This is a genomic window from Ruegeria sp. BG8 (genome assembly GCF_056538325.1).
This window is the reverse complement of sequence record NZ_JBQFSZ010000011.1, coordinates 40,775-54,897: the sequence shown is the minus strand read 5'-3', so window position 1 is coordinate 54,897 and position 14,123 is coordinate 40,775. Positions and strand designations below refer to the sequence as shown.

The window sequence follows — 14,123 nt, the reverse complement described above, 5'->3', positions numbered from 1 at the left end:
GGTCTTCCTTACAGCAGGCCGCGTTGGGCCAGATTTCGCATCAAATGAGACGCCCCAAAGTTCCACTCGGGACATTCAGTGGACAGGCGCACGGTGTTGGTCAGCGCCCCCAGCTTATCGTTTGCAATTGTGACAAGGTCCCCCAGTTTGTGGGTGAACCCGCCCCCCGGCACATCCCGGTCCTGAGTCGGTGCAAAAAGCGTACCCAGGAAAAGCATAAACCCATCAGGGTACTGATGATGCCGGCCGATCGTTTGGCGGACAAGATCAGCGGGGTCACGGCTGATCTGAGACATCGATGACTGGCCGTTCAGTACAAACCCATCCTCACCCGTGACAGTCAATGTCAGTTCGGCGTTGCGGACATCGTCCAGATCAAAGGTTGCGTCGAACAAGCGGATCATCGGACCGATGGCGCAGGACGCATTGTTGTCTTTTGCCTTGCTCAACAACAAAGCCGAGCGTCCTTCGACGTCACGCAGGTTCACGTCATTGCCCAGTGTTGCCCCTTTGATTTCACCTTTTGAGGTGACCGCCAGTACAACTTCGGGTTCCGGGTTGTTCCATGTGGAAATCGGGTGCAACCCGACGTCGGCACCCAAACCGACCGAGGACAAGACTTGCGCCTTTGAAAACACCTCGGCATCCGGGCCAATTCCAACTTCAAGGTATTGGCTCCATAACCCTTCGGAAATCAGCGCGTCTTTCACTTGGGCTGCAGCTTCGGAACCGGGAACGATATTGGACAAGCTGTCACCGATACGCTCTCCGATGCGGTCCCGAATAGCTTTGGCTTTTGCGGGATCTCCAGCGGCTTGTTCTTCGATGACACGTTCCACCATCGATCCGGCGAATGTGACGCCACATGCCTTGACCGATTGTAGGTCACACGGAGCAAGCCACGCATGACCGTCGTTCAAAGACCCCAAGTCCTCGCCGGGTGCGTTGCGGACATAATCGGCGGCGTTTTCCATCTCGAGGATATCCCGAACGGTGGGCCCTGCCTTGGCGGTGATATCAACAAGCACACCATCGCGCAGGGTCACGACACATGGCCCGATACCCGGACGCTCGACACGACCGAGCCAGAGGCCCTCGGAATCCAATTTCAAATCAGTCATTTCAGTTCCTGAGGTTATAGGCTTGGGCTGCGTTGCCGCCCAGAACCGCTTTGCGTTCATTTTCCGACAGTTCGCTAAGCAGCGTTTCTGTCGTGTCCAGCCAGCGTTCGTAACTGCTGGCGAGCGTGCACACAGGCCAATCGCTACCCCAGATCAAACGCTTGGGGCCGAAAGTGTCCAACAAATGCTGAACATAGGGGCGCAGGTCTTCTGTTTTCCAATCTGATGACGCCTCAGTGACCAGGCCCGATAGCTTGCAATAGGCATTCGTCTCTTTGGCCAGTACAGCCATGTCCCGTGCCCATTCATCAATCAACCCGTCCCGGATAACCGGCTTGGAGCCGTGGTCGATCACCACGCGCAACTCGGCGTGACGTGCCAGCAACTGGCGCAGCGGGACTAAATGCTGTGGCAACGTCAGCGCATCAAACGTCAAATCAACTTGCTGCATCGTCGTGAAGGCAGGTGTCAATTGATCACCGAGCATCCAAAGCGGATCGGCAATGTCTTGAATCATCGGACGAAGGCCAACCAATGCCGAATGTCCGGACAGGGCCGTTATCTGTTCCGGCGCATCGCTAGCTTCGAAATCAACCCACCCGACGACACCTTTGATAAACGGTTCTTGGTCGGCGAGAGACAGCATGTATTCGGTTTCGGCCACTGTCGGTGCGGCCTGCACCAGGACGGTACCTTCGATCCCTGCCGCGTTTAGCAACGGCGCAAGATCAGAAGGGGCAAAATCCCGGTAAATGCCGGTGAGCTCAGGGGTCAGCCAACCATAGTCACCTCTGGCCAGTGACCAGAAATGCTGGTGCGCGTCGATCTTCATTCAATGACGCCCTTTTTCAGAATGATGTTTCCATACAAGCGACGCTCACCCGTCTGAATGATGGCGAACGCAGTGGCAGCCCTGTCGTAAAACGCGAATCTTTCCAGACCTTGGACCGGGGCCGGATTGTCCGCTTCGGCATCGATGATGCGCTGGAAATCCGCCACGGCCTCTGGAATGGCATCGGGGTCACCGACGACCTGCATTGTCAAAGCTGGATCCGGCACAAAACTGTCTAATGGCATAACCGACAGCACGGCTTGCAAGATGTCGCTGGCCGAAGATCCATCGGCACGAACGCATTTTGGACCTGTGCTCGAACCCGGGAAATTCGCGTCGGCGATCACGATCTCATCCCCATGGCCCATAGCCCGCAATACATAGAGCAGGTCCGGCGACAGAAGCGGATTGATGTTACGCAGCATAAGCTGTCTCCGACGGTAAAGGGGCGTCGGGGCGAATAAGCCCTTCGCTGCGCAGGTCCGACCAAAGGCCAGCAGGAATATCGCGGTCCAAAAGGTTCACATTTGCCCTTACCTCAGCTGCGTTCACCGCACCGGGGACAACTGTTTTGACTGCTGGGTGTCCCAGAACAAATTGTAATGCTGCAGCAATCAAAGGGGTGCCATGAGCTTTGCACACTGCCTCAATCTTGCGCACACGGTCCAGAACCTCTTCGGAGGCGTCAGCGTAGTTGTACTTGGCACCAGGAACGGCACCCGTCGCCAAAATGCCGGAATTGTAAGGCCCGCCCAAAATGATCCCGACATCTCGCTTTTCGCAAAGGGGAAGGAAGCTGTCTAACGCTTCTTGCTCAAGCAACGTATAGCGGCCTGCCAACAGGAAGCTGTCAAAATCGCCCAAACCTAACAGTTTTTCGCAAACCTGCCATTCGTTGACACCCGCGCCGATCGCCGCAATTTCGCCGGCTTCGCGCAGCTCAACCAGCGCTTTGTATCCGCCCCCATCGAACAGTTCGCGGACCTTAGCGTCAGACATCTCCTGGCTGCCTTGGCTAAAGACACAGACGTCATGTACCAGCAAAATGTCGGCATTGGCCACGCCAATACGCTCGCGGCTCGCCTCGTATGACCGCATGACGCCATCATAGGTATAGTCAAAAACAATGCGTTTTTGAGGAACGTCGACAAATGCCTCTGGCGTCACCTCATGAGGTTCGCAATCCAATAGTAAGCGACCAATCTTGGTTGAAAGCTGAATGTTCTCACGACCGAACCGAGCGATTGCTTCTCCGAAACGACCCTCAGACCGCCCAAGACCATACTGAGGTGCCGTATCAAAAAAGCGGATACCAGCATCATATGCCGCTTGCAGGGCCGCCTGCGCATCTTCGTCCGACACTTTGCGGTAAAGATTTCCCAACGGTGCTCCGCCAAAACCCATTCGGGTCAGCGGAACAGGTCGGGACGTTCGATTGTTCAGAAGTTCTGTGCTGGAAACTTTCATCCTGCCTCTCGTGCGGGTTGGATATTTATGTTGAAAAGTTCGGGTTTTTCTTGCTGCAAAATGTCAAGTCGCGGTGCGAGTTGTCCAAGATGGTGCCGCATTGCGTCCTGCGCGGCGCGCTCATCCTGCTCCAACAGCGCGTCTAAAATTGCGCGATGCTCGACCAGAGTTTCAGCAACCCTTCCCGGCGTAGGCAACAAAAGCATGCGCGCCCGGCTGACCTGCAGCGAAACGGTTTGCGCGACATCCGACAGTCGGCTGAAACCTGTGAAGTCCATCAAAAGCGAGTGAAATTCTTCATCCGCCTGATAAAAGCCGGGGATATCTTCATCCTCAACCAGCAGCCCTTGCAGGCGAACGTTGCGGCTTAGTTTTTTGCGCTGCTCATCGGTCAGGTCACGTGCGACTTTGGCAACGGCTGCCAATTCAAGCGCCTCGCGCAGGAACATCCCCTCGCGGATTTCTGACATCGAAAAATAAGACACGCGCGTTCCGGATTGCGGCACAACGTCGACCAGCCCTTCTGCATCCAGACGGGCGATGGCTTCTGCTACCGGTGCGCGCGACACACCCAGCCTTTCGCATATTGGGGCTTTCCTGAGGTTTGCGCCCGGCGGGAAATCCAGTGACAGAATGGCCCTCTTGAGAACCATATAAACCCGGTGCGCCAAAGAGCCTTCGGTCGAAGAAATATCGCCCAACAAACGTGCATCAATGTCTTGAGGTCTTTCCATGTCCGCCGATCTAGCATACTAACATGTTAGTTGACAAGTACGTGATCGCAGTTTAGCAATCAGCGCAAGCAAGCGGGAAAACGATGCAAGCAGATCAAGAAACAAAGACCCCTCCGGCCGCGACTCGCGATACGGTAAAGCTGAATCCCGATGACAATGTTGTTATCGCGTTGAAGGAGCTGCAGGCGGGTGATCAGCCCTCTGGCGTGCCTGTTCCGTTGACCGGTTCAATCGTTCGTGGGCACAAAATTGCGACAAAGAATATTGCAGCAGGCGAGAACGTTATTCGTTACGGCCAAATCATAGGCCAGGCCAAATCAGACATCGCACCCGGAGAGCATGTTCACGTGCACAATCTGGGTATGGGCGAGCATCAACAGGACTATGCGCATGCCAGCGCAAACAGCCCGCTGCCCAAAGTTGAGTCCACAAGAACCTTTCAAGGCTTTCACAGAGCAGACGGAAAGGTGGGAACACGCAACTACATTGGCATTCTGACCACGGTCAATTGTTCTGGCTCTGTCGCACGCTTCATTGCCGAGGCTGCCGAGAAATCCGGCATGCTGGACGCTTACCCGAATGTTGATGGAATCGTCCCGATCGTTCACGGCACCGGTTGTGGGATGTCGGGCAGTGACGAAGGTTACGCCACACTCTTTCGCACTTTGGCCGGGTATGCCCAGCACCCCAATTTTGCGGGTATTTTGCTGATAGGTCTGGGCTGCGAAGTCATGCAGGTCGCTGACTTGGTCGGTGGACGTCCGATCCGCAAGGACGGGGCGCTGCGGTACATGACCATCCAGAATGAAGGCGGCACGCGCAGAACGATTGAGCGTGGCCTTGAAGAGGTAAAGGGCATCGCAGAACTAGCCAATCAGGTCAAAAGAGAACCTGCGCCGATAAGCGAGATTACGGTTGGCATGCAATGTGGCGGGTCGGACGGCTATTCCGGTATCACGGCCAACCCTGCTTTGGGCTATGCCTCGGACCTTTTGGTGCGACACGGCGGGACCACCATCCTGTCGGAAACATCAGAGGTTTATGGCGCCGAACATCTTTTGACACGCCGTGCAGAGACCCCGGATGTCGGTCAGAAACTGATCGATCACATCCACTGGTGGGAGGACTATACCGAGCGTAACGGCGGCGAGATGGACAACAATCCCAGCCCCGGCAACAAACGCGGTGGGCTCACAACCATCCTCGAAAAATCCCTGGGTGCTGTAGCCAAGGGCGGTACCGCACCAATGCGGGACGTCTACAAATTTGGTGAGGTTGTCGACAAAAAGGGCTTTGTCTTTATGGACAGCCCAGGCTTCGATCCGTGTTCGGTCACGGGGCAGGTGGCCTCGGGTGCAAATATCATTGTCTTCACGACTGGGCGTGGCTCAGTCTCAGGCTATCAGCCGACGCCTTGCGTCAAGTTGGCGACAAATACCGAAATGTATGCACGCATGGCCGACGATATGGATCTGAATTGCGGCGACATCGTCACCGACGGTGTAAGCATCGAAGCCAAAGGCGAAGAATTGTTCGAAATTCTGATCCGCGTGGCTTCGGGCGAAAAAACCAAAAGCGAGGAACTGGGCTTTGGGGGCGTCGAGTTCGTGCCCTGGCAAATCGGCGCAGTAATGTAATGCACGCAAACCCAAGGGGATAAGGGGCGTTGGGAGGAGAAATGACTAAACTGGTCGAAATGACGGGGATTGAAAAGTATTTCCCCGGTGTGCACGCGCTGAAGTCGGTGCAGTTCGATCTGTTCTCGGGTGAAGTTCACGCCTTGATGGGCGAGAACGGGGCCGGGAAAAGTACGCTCATGAAGATCCTTTCAGGGATTTACCAGCGTGACGGCGGTGATCTGCAGATAGAAGGCACAACGGCCAGCCCGACCACACCGCGTGAAGCTCAGGACCTTGGCATTGGCATCATTCATCAGGAATTGAGCCTGATGAACGACCTGACGGTTGCTCAGAATATCTTCATCGGTCGCGAACCCCGCAAAAGCTTCGGTCGGCTGGATGAGGGTGCTCTGAACGCGCAAACGGCCGAAATCTTTTCATCGATGAACCTGAATCTGGACCCAAAGGCGCTGGTCGGCAGCCTGACAATCGCCAAACAGCAAATGGTCGAGATCGCCAAGGCCTTGTCGTACCGCTCCAAAGTTCTGGTGATGGACGAACCCACCGCCGCCTTGAACGACGCAGAGATTGCCGAGCTGTTTGTTATCATCCGCAGGCTCAAGTCCGAAGGCGTCGGGATTGTGTATATCAGCCATAAAATGGATGAGCTTAAACAGATCGCTGACCGAGTCACCGTGATGCGTGATGGCGAATATGTGGGCACTGTTGGCGCGGCTGAAACACCGATTAGCCAAATCATTGCCATGATGGTCGGTCGCGAAGTCAACGAAGAGCCACTGGATGTGCCAGATCTGGGTGATGCCGAGGTTTCGCTGGAAATTAAGGGCCTCAATCGTGGCAAAGACATCAAGGACGTCAGCTTTTCGGTCCAAAAGGGCGAGATTTTGGGTTTTGCCGGGCTAATGGGGGCCGGGCGGACCGAAGTCGCCCGAGCTATCTTTGGGGCTGACCCGAAAGACAGCGGCGAAATTCGCGTACATGGAAAACCCGTTTCCATCAAATCGCCGACTGATGCAGTGCAGGCGGGCATTGGTTATTTGTCCGAGGACCGCAAGCATTTCGGCCTCGCAACCGGAATGAATGTGCGAGACAACATCGCATTGGCATCCATGGACTTGTTTACCGGAACTGGTGGGGTCCTCAGCGACAGCGAAATTAGCCAGACAGCCAAAGGATACATCGCCCAGTTAGGGATCCGGACACCGTCAGATGTTCAGGAAGTACGCCTCTTGTCGGGGGGCAACCAGCAAAAAGTAGTCATTGCCAAATGGCTGCTGCGTGACTGCGATATACTGATTTTTGACGAACCAACACGCGGCATCGACGTTGGTGCCAAATCCGAGATTTACAAACTACTCGAAGATCTGGCCGAGCAGGGCAAGACGATCATCGTGATCTCGTCGGAATTGCCGGAAATCATGCGCCTTAGCCACCGCATCGCCGTGATGTGCGAGGGTCGGCTGACCGGCATTCTGCCCGGCGGAAAAGATACCACTCAGGAAGACATCATGCACTTGGCGACCCAACGCGCGGCGGCCATGCAGGTTACAGGGGCAATGCAATGACCACAGCAACAGACATCGAAAAGAAAAAGCCACTCGCGGGTCTGTCGGAAAGCGGGGCGTACCAAAAGCTGCTGGCATTCGCCAGCCTGATCGCCCTGTTGATCGGTTTCTCGATTGCCTCACCGAACTTCATGCAAACGTCGAACATGATCGCGATCTTGCAGGCCACTTCGGTTAACGGAGTACTGGCGGTCGCCGCAACTTTGGTCATCATTACTGGCGGCATCGACCTGTCGGTCGGCACATTGATGACCTTCTGCGCTGTAATTGCAGGTGTTGTACTCACGTATCTTGGTATGCCGCTGCTGCTGGGCGTTGCCGCTGCGATTGCAGCGGGTGCGTTCTGCGGTCTGTGCTCGGGTACATTTGTCGCCAAAATGAAAATCCCACCCTTTATCGCGACATTGGGAATGATGTTGATCCTGAAAGGCCTGTCGCTGGTGATTTCCGGCACAAGACCGATCTATTTCAATGACACCCCCGGGTTCGATCAGATTTCGCGCGGCTCATTGATCGGAGAGATCTTTCCGGCATTGCCGATCCCGAACGGGGTACTGATACTGTTCCTTGTGGCAATTGCAGCATCCTATATTCTGGGTCGCACGGTTCTGGGGCGTTACACCTTTGCGCTGGGATCCAACGAAGAAGCCGTGCGTTTGTCGGGTGTGAATACCGACATGTGGAAAATGCGCATCTACGCTCTGGCCGGTGGCATTTGTGGTATCGGCGGCATCCTGATCGCATCGCGGCTGAACTCGGCCCAACCAGCACTGGGTTTGGGATATGAACTTGAAGCCATCGCCGCTGTTGTGATCGGTGGTACATCTTTGGCCGGTGGCCGCGGCACCATTCTGGGTACGTTGATCGGAGCGCTGATCATGGCCGTCCTGACAAACGGACTGCGGGTCTTGTCCGTGGCGCAGGAATGGCAAACCGTTGTTACCGGGGCAATCATTATCCTGGCTGTCTATGCCGACATGGCACGTAAGAAAAAGTCAGGCTGAACAACTAAAACCAACGACAAAACGACCAACTGGAGGAGAAAATCATGTTTTCACGTCGTTTCATTCTGGGGGCGCTGAGCGCAGCCACTCTTGCAGCACCGGCCTCGATGGCCTCGGCTGAAGAAATCTACATCCCGCTGGTATCGAAAGGTTTCCAGCACCAGTTCTGGCAGGCCGTAAAATCGGGTGCTGAACAAGCAGCAGACGAATTTGACGTCACAATCACATTCGAAGGCCCGGACAACGAGACCATGGTTGACCGCCAGATCGACATGCTGGCTGCTGCTTTGGCTAACAATCCCAAAGCCATCGGTTTCGCCGCACTGGACAGCCAGGCCGCGATCCCGCTGCTGAGGCAGGCCAACGAAAAGGGTATTCCGATCATCGCCTTCGACAGTGGCGTAGACAGTGACATCCCGGTCTCGACCGCGACCACCGACAACCTGGCTGCGGCTGGTCTGGCTGCTGACAAAATGGCTGAAAAGCTTGGCGGCAAAGGCAAAGTCGCCGTTGTTGCACATGACCAAACCAGCCGTACAGGTATCGACCGCCGTGATGGTTTTGTTAACCGCATCGCCGAGAAGTATCCGGACATCGAAGTCGTCACCGTTCAGTACGGTCAAGGCGACCACCTGAAGTCGACCGAAGTCACCAAAGCCATTCTGACCGCAAACCCGGATCTGAACGGCATCTTTGGCACCAACGAAGGCTCGGCCATCGGTGTTGTTAACGGTGTCCAGGAATTGGGTACAGAAGGTCTGGTCATCATTGGTTATGACAGCGGCAAGGCCCAGAAGGACGCGATCAAAAGCGGGCTGATGGCCGGCGCGATCACTCAGAACCCCGTTGGCATTGGTTACGAAACCGTCAAAGCAGCCGTCGCTGCGATGAAGGGCGAAGAAGTACCCGCGCTGATCGACACGGGATTCTTCTACTATGATGCATCCAACATCGACGATCCGAAGATCTCTGCGGTTCTGTACGACTAAACCTAACCACTCACGCTTTGCCGGTCCGCCCTCGGGCGGGCCGGTTTTTGTTTGGAGGTCCTATAAAACGAAAATCGCGCCAGAGTTTGCCGAGCCACATAGGCAATCGGATTGATACTTCGTAAATGCGTAAACTTTGTGCTAGTGTTCATTCAGAGATATTATGAATTTATTAAAAGGTTTATTTTTCTGTGACGAACAACATCAAAAGCGCATATCGATTGCGCCCGATGGAAAAGGCGGATTTGGAAACCTTGACGCCTTGGTTTCAAGACGTCGAGGACCTAGCCTTATTTGATCGGACATCTCGGGTTCCGCTAAACCAACTCCAGACCGAAGACAGTTGGAAAGACGCGTTCACTTCAGATGGCTGCGGCTGCAAATGCTGGTTTGTTGTAGAATCCAGCGAAGGTCAGGTTTTGGGCTTGGCCGGGCTTGACGCAATATCCAACATCAACCGGGACGCCATTGTTGCGCTATTCATGCATAAATCAGCACGTCGACTTGGCGTCGGCATCAGGGCGACTGCCATGGTGGTTGATTTTGCATTCCGGCAATTAGGCTTAAACCGACTGACGTCTTACTACAGGGCAGACAACCTCAGCAGCCGCGATCTGGTTGCACGGATTGGCTGCAAGGTCGAAGGCACAATGCGTCAGGCTTGGTTCGCGGATGGCCAATTCCACGATATGATGGTTGTTGGTGTCCTAAAAGACGATTGGTTTAAGCACAGGGCTACGTTAGCGGCAGAGCTTTCGTCGGATATGGTTGTCACGTTTGGGACAACGGCATCGGGAGGGTGGTCATGGCCACCTCAGGCACCAGACACGTAACGGTATGCCGACAAATTCACCAGAAGTCGTAAAATTTAATTTTTGCGTTATGCTGACCACTGGGGCCATCTGGCGCCTATGAAACGAGTACTGCCTGTGAACACGACCAGTTCTAATTTCCCGATGACTCAAAAGTTAGGCGCAGTCCTGTTTGCCGATGTCGTCGGCTATTCCCGCTTGATGAGCGAGAATGAGATGGACACCTATAACGCCTTGAAATCATTACTGGCTCAGTTAGAGGTATCTTGCGCAAAGTACCAGGGCAGGGTCGTCGAAGTTCGGGGAGATGGCATTCTTGCTTTGTTCGAAACAGCCACCGCCGCAGTCGAATTTGGTGTGGAACTGCACAGGATTGCGAGCCAGCACAATGAAGGCGGGGATGCTGATAAGCGAATCAAGTTTCGCGCGGGCGTTCACCTTGGCGAAATCCTGATCGACGATCGGGGGATTCACGGCGACAACGTCAACATTGCTGCAAGGCTGCAAGAGATAGCCGAACCTGAACGCGTTTACGTCAGTTCTGCGGTCTATGATCAGGTCTGCAACAGGCTGCGGTACGGGTACGAGTTTCTTGGATCAAAGCAACTTAAGAATATCCTGAACCCGGTTTCGACCTATTGCGTTCGCAGCGAAGTCGCAGGCGCAACGATGGCCGGTACGATGCGGCCCGAAACGCCGGGTGATGTATTGGAACGGCCCGATACCCCCTCGGTCGCGGTGCTGCCATTTGGCAGCCAGGGTGGGGACGAATCCGACAGTTGGATTGCCGAAGGTTTGACAGACGACATCATCATGAATCTGTCCAAGTTCCGGAACCTGTTTATCATCGCCCGGAACTCTTCGTTCTTTTTCAAGGCTCAGTCGATGCCGCCGAAACAGGCCGCAGAATGTCTAAACGTGCGCTATATCGCCCGTGGGAACGTACGTCGTTCGGCCAGCCGCATTCGGATTTCGACCGAGCTGATTGATGCAAATACCGAACGCACAATTTGGGCGGAACGGTTTGATCGCAATATCGACGACATTTTCGATATTCTGGATGAGGTGACCGAATGCATCGTTGCCGCAACCGCCGTGATGATCGAGTCGCACGAAAAACAACGTATGATTCAAGCCATACCCTCAGACCTTGAGGCTTATGGTTCGGTCCTGCAGGGTCAGCATCACATCTTCAAATACACGCGAAACGACAATCGCAAGGCCCAGAATTTCTATCAAACCGCGCTTGATCGGGACGGTGGCTATGCCCGTGCCGCGGCGGCACTATCGCGAACCTTGAATATCGACTGGCGTTATTCCTGGACCGAAGATCCCGGTGGCGCGTTGGAACAAGCGCTAACCTTTGCACAGCGGGCGATCGAATTGGATCCCACCGACGCGCGCGGGTTTGGGGAGTTGGGTTATGTCCACTTGTATCGCAAAGAACATGACGCCGCGATCCAGTCCTATCAGCGTGCTTTGGCGCTAAACCCGAACGATGCCGACATGCATTCGGATTACGCCGACGCATTGGCGCATTCGGGGGACAATGAAACAGCTATTACGCACCTGCAACAGGCTATGCGTCTGAACCCTTATTTCCCGGATCAATATCTGTGGCACCTTGGCGGGGCGTATTACAACCTCAGGCGATATGAGGACGTCATTGAAACCGTAAACAAGATGAACAACCCGACGGAAGGTCAACGCATGCTGGCCGCCAGCCACGCTCAATTGGGCAACATGGACATGGCACGTCTGATTGCGGATAAGCACCGCGAAGCGCATCCCAACTTTTCTTTGTCGCGGTGGGCGAAAGTCCTGCCAGACCGGTTGGAAGATGACACACAACACTTCGTCGAAGGGTTGAAGAAAGCCGGCTTCTAAAACGAAAAAAGGCGCGATCTACGCGCCCTTTTTGTTTGATTGTGGTCGCTGATTAGTCGCCGCCGCGTACTTTGGCACCACTTACTTTTGCGCCGCTGACCTTGGCACCTGATACCTTCGCGCCGCTGACTTTTGCTCCACTCACCTTGGCGCCTGATACTTTGGCACCACTGATTGCAGGGCTGTCAAAGCCGAAATAGATGTCCAGCAAGACTTGTTCGAACTGACCGGTCATGACATCCATGCGCATGGTCTGATCCGCCTTGTCATAATTCCAGACCATGATGCCATCAGCGACCTGATAGTCAGCAGCAGCTACCCCACCAACAGACGGGTTCTGCGGAGATCTGGCCCGTTGGTCTGGCGGCGTGCCCGCTTCGGCAACCGGCGTTCCATCGCCGTGCACAAGAAAAATGGTAGGCTCGGGAAGGTCGTAATATGTTCCTTCGTAGGCAAAGCCGTAAATCTTAGCGAATTTAACCTTGTCGCTGCCTGCAGCCGCAAACTGGTCTTTGAGATGCTTATTGTTGCCTTTGGTTTTTTGATCTTTCGTCGAATATGCAAGATCCTCCAAAACGCGTCCGTAAATCAACACTTCTGAAAAACTGAGTAATGTCTCCGCCATAAACTCATCTCCCAATTGCGGGTTTGACAGTTAATCTCTCTCGCCCTTTGTCCAGACCCGCAAAAAGCACGAGTCAAAAAATCCAAAAAAATCACCCCATTCATAAATGCCATAAACTTGTTTGAAAAAAAAGAATTTCCTCAGCTTTCCTCTGGCACCTGGGTGCGAACAGAGTTGGCATGGCTGTCTTCGTCCGGGTCTGGCAGGCGCGGGCCGGCCGTCGTCAGACCAATATCGCGCATCCGAAAGTTCCCTTCGATGATGCGTTGGAAAGCGCCGCCCGTGATTTCCTGATCAACTGTCAGCAGCGCTTTTTCAACGCCGAAATAGCTGAGCATGTCCGCGTCTAGCAGGCTCCATGCATCTGCTAAATAGGTGCCAAGATAGTCGCGTGCTTCCAGCAGTGCTATGCGAAAACCGTCGGGGTTTTCCGCGTATCGTTGGTCAAAAATTCCCTGCATGACGTCGCTATAATCCGCCGAGTCCTCAAGCTGATCTGACAAGTCTTCTTCTTCGGGGGTTATGAGCCCATGCATCAGCAGACGCTCGTGGTAAATATCGACAAAAATGTCGAACATCGCGCCCGTTAACGGTTCGGACAAAGCGTGTTCACTGGACCACCCAGCTGCGAATTCGGCCAAAGAACGGTTATTCGCCGCGGTTCTGATTTGTGCGTTTTCCGAAAGCTCGGCAAATCGGTTCAAGCGGTTGAACGTGTACAGGTTACCTCGGGTGTTTGTGAGTAGCGTCTCAACCACGGATCCAAAATGCAATGAAGCGAGCAATGCGACCAAGTCCGCTGCAGATTCATGGAACCCATAATATTCGCCCGAGGCATCACCGTCCGACGGCATCCCAATCACACTGTAGATTATCGCGTGGCCGATCTCATGCGCGACAACATCGAAATTCAGGCTATAGGGGCGATACTCATTCCCGTGATCATGCGTGCCCCCGGTTTCAAGAAAACCCCAACCGATATGGGCGTTATCGAGGCTGGGAAGCAATGAGAGTTCTAGTCGTTCAAAATCGCGCGCGAAATGCCATGGGATTGGTCGGTCAAAATATCCTTGCCAGACATCCATCGTGAAATGGGCCGATCCGAACAAATGGGCTGCTTCAAACGCGGGGTCGCTTGGGTCGATATGGATGAAGTTCCCAAACTCGTCCGGCATTGCAGGCGGTTGAATATATCCGTTCCAGGGCGGCAGATACATACCCGGGCCATTGGGTCCCGGAACAATTGCGCCGTAGGGTGTCGTCTTACCCACAGGGTTAACGGTGTACATACGCGGACCCGATGGCCCGGGTCCGATACTGCCTTGGGGCGCAGAAATCTCGACCAGTTCCAATTGAGCGTCCGGTTCGAGAAAAGGCGATTGAGGGAACAACAAAAATCGCGTTCCCGGTTCTTCATGTTCACTGTCCACGGGTAGGTCCATAAAGC

The 14,123-nt window shown here is 54.4% G+C and carries 13 protein-coding genes; 6 read left to right on the top strand and 7 right to left on the bottom strand.

Translation table 11 applies throughout. The annotated features are described in order from the left end of the window. Positions 1–8: 8 nt before the first annotated feature. From ACR0DG_RS18225 to ACR0DG_RS18205, 5 genes are read right to left on the bottom strand one after another with little or no spacing between them, the layout of a single operon-like run. Positions 9–1,121 carry a fumarylacetoacetate hydrolase family protein gene (locus ACR0DG_RS18225; RefSeq protein ID WP_480699790.1) on the bottom strand — a complete coding sequence of 371 codons (1,113 nt, stop codon included), beginning with the start codon at positions 1,119–1,121 and terminating at the stop codon, positions 9–11. A 1-nt stretch (position 1,122) separates the two neighbouring features. Beyond that, positions 1,123–1,953, bottom strand: a complete 831-nt coding sequence (locus ACR0DG_RS18220; RefSeq protein WP_480699789.1) for an amidohydrolase family protein — start codon at positions 1,951–1,953, stop codon at positions 1,123–1,125. Continuing rightward, the gene (locus ACR0DG_RS18215) at positions 1,950–2,378 is read right to left on the bottom strand and encodes an RbsD/FucU family protein (RefSeq protein ID WP_480699788.1); all 429 of its coding nucleotides are present in this window, start codon (positions 2,376–2,378) and stop codon (positions 1,950–1,952) included. The genes ACR0DG_RS18220 and ACR0DG_RS18215 overlap by 4 nt, the downstream gene beginning before the upstream one ends. Then, complete coding sequence (locus tag ACR0DG_RS18210) at positions 2,368–3,420, bottom strand: aldo/keto reductase (protein ID WP_480699787.1); 1,053 nt, start codon at positions 3,418–3,420, stop codon at positions 2,368–2,370. Before ACR0DG_RS18210 ends, ACR0DG_RS18215 begins: the two co-directional genes overlap by 11 nt. Continuing rightward, entirely contained in the window at positions 3,417–4,154 is a 738-nt protein-coding gene (locus ACR0DG_RS18205; RefSeq protein ID WP_480699786.1) for a GntR family transcriptional regulator, read from the bottom strand. The genes ACR0DG_RS18210 and ACR0DG_RS18205 overlap by 4 nt, the downstream gene beginning before the upstream one ends. Positions 4,155–4,237: 83 nt before the next feature. On the opposite strand from ACR0DG_RS18205, the gene ACR0DG_RS18200 reads away from it, so the two are divergent. The 6 genes from ACR0DG_RS18200 to ACR0DG_RS18175 all read left to right on the top strand — a co-directional run bounded on the left by ACR0DG_RS18200 (position 4,238) and on the right by ACR0DG_RS18175 (position 12,051). Beyond that, on the top strand, positions 4,238–5,791 hold the full coding sequence (locus ACR0DG_RS18200; RefSeq protein WP_480699785.1) for a UxaA family hydrolase: 1,554 nt from the start codon (positions 4,238–4,240) through the stop codon (positions 5,789–5,791). A gap of 41 nt (positions 5,792–5,832) precedes the next feature. Beyond that, positions 5,833–7,359 (top strand): sugar ABC transporter ATP-binding protein, encoded by a 1,527-nt coding sequence (locus ACR0DG_RS18195; protein WP_480699784.1) that lies wholly within the window; start codon positions 5,833–5,835, stop codon positions 7,357–7,359. Next, positions 7,356–8,363 carry an ABC transporter permease gene (locus ACR0DG_RS18190; RefSeq protein ID WP_480699783.1) on the top strand — a complete coding sequence of 336 codons (1,008 nt, stop codon included), beginning with the start codon at positions 7,356–7,358 and terminating at the stop codon, positions 8,361–8,363. The genes ACR0DG_RS18195 and ACR0DG_RS18190 overlap by 4 nt, the downstream gene beginning before the upstream one ends. A gap of 44 nt (positions 8,364–8,407) precedes the next feature. Continuing rightward, on the top strand, positions 8,408–9,352 hold the full coding sequence (locus ACR0DG_RS18185) for a substrate-binding domain-containing protein (RefSeq protein WP_480699782.1): 945 nt from the start codon (positions 8,408–8,410) through the stop codon (positions 9,350–9,352). Positions 9,353–9,582: 230 nt separating this feature from the next. Continuing rightward, the gene (locus tag ACR0DG_RS18180; protein WP_480707255.1) at positions 9,583–10,185 is read left to right on the top strand and encodes a GNAT family N-acetyltransferase; all 603 of its coding nucleotides are present in this window, start codon (positions 9,583–9,585) and stop codon (positions 10,183–10,185) included. Positions 10,186–10,308: 123 nt separating this feature from the next. Continuing rightward, a complete protein-coding gene (locus ACR0DG_RS18175; RefSeq protein WP_480699780.1) occupies positions 10,309–12,051 on the top strand; it encodes a tetratricopeptide repeat protein in 1,743 nt (580 codons plus the stop codon). Positions 12,052–12,103: 52 nt separating this feature from the next. Here ACR0DG_RS18175 and ACR0DG_RS18170 read toward each other — a convergent pair whose 3' ends face one another. Both ACR0DG_RS18170 and ACR0DG_RS18165 read right to left on the bottom strand, forming a co-directional pair. After that, a complete protein-coding gene (locus tag ACR0DG_RS18170) occupies positions 12,104–12,676 on the bottom strand; it encodes a hypothetical protein (protein ID WP_480699779.1) in 573 nt (190 codons plus the stop codon). 140 nt (positions 12,677–12,816) lie between these two features. Continuing rightward, positions 12,817–14,118 carry a gluzincin family metallopeptidase gene (locus tag ACR0DG_RS18165; protein ID WP_480699778.1) on the bottom strand — a complete coding sequence of 434 codons (1,302 nt, stop codon included), beginning with the start codon at positions 14,116–14,118 and terminating at the stop codon, positions 12,817–12,819. Between the last annotated feature and the right edge of the window lie 5 nt (positions 14,119–14,123).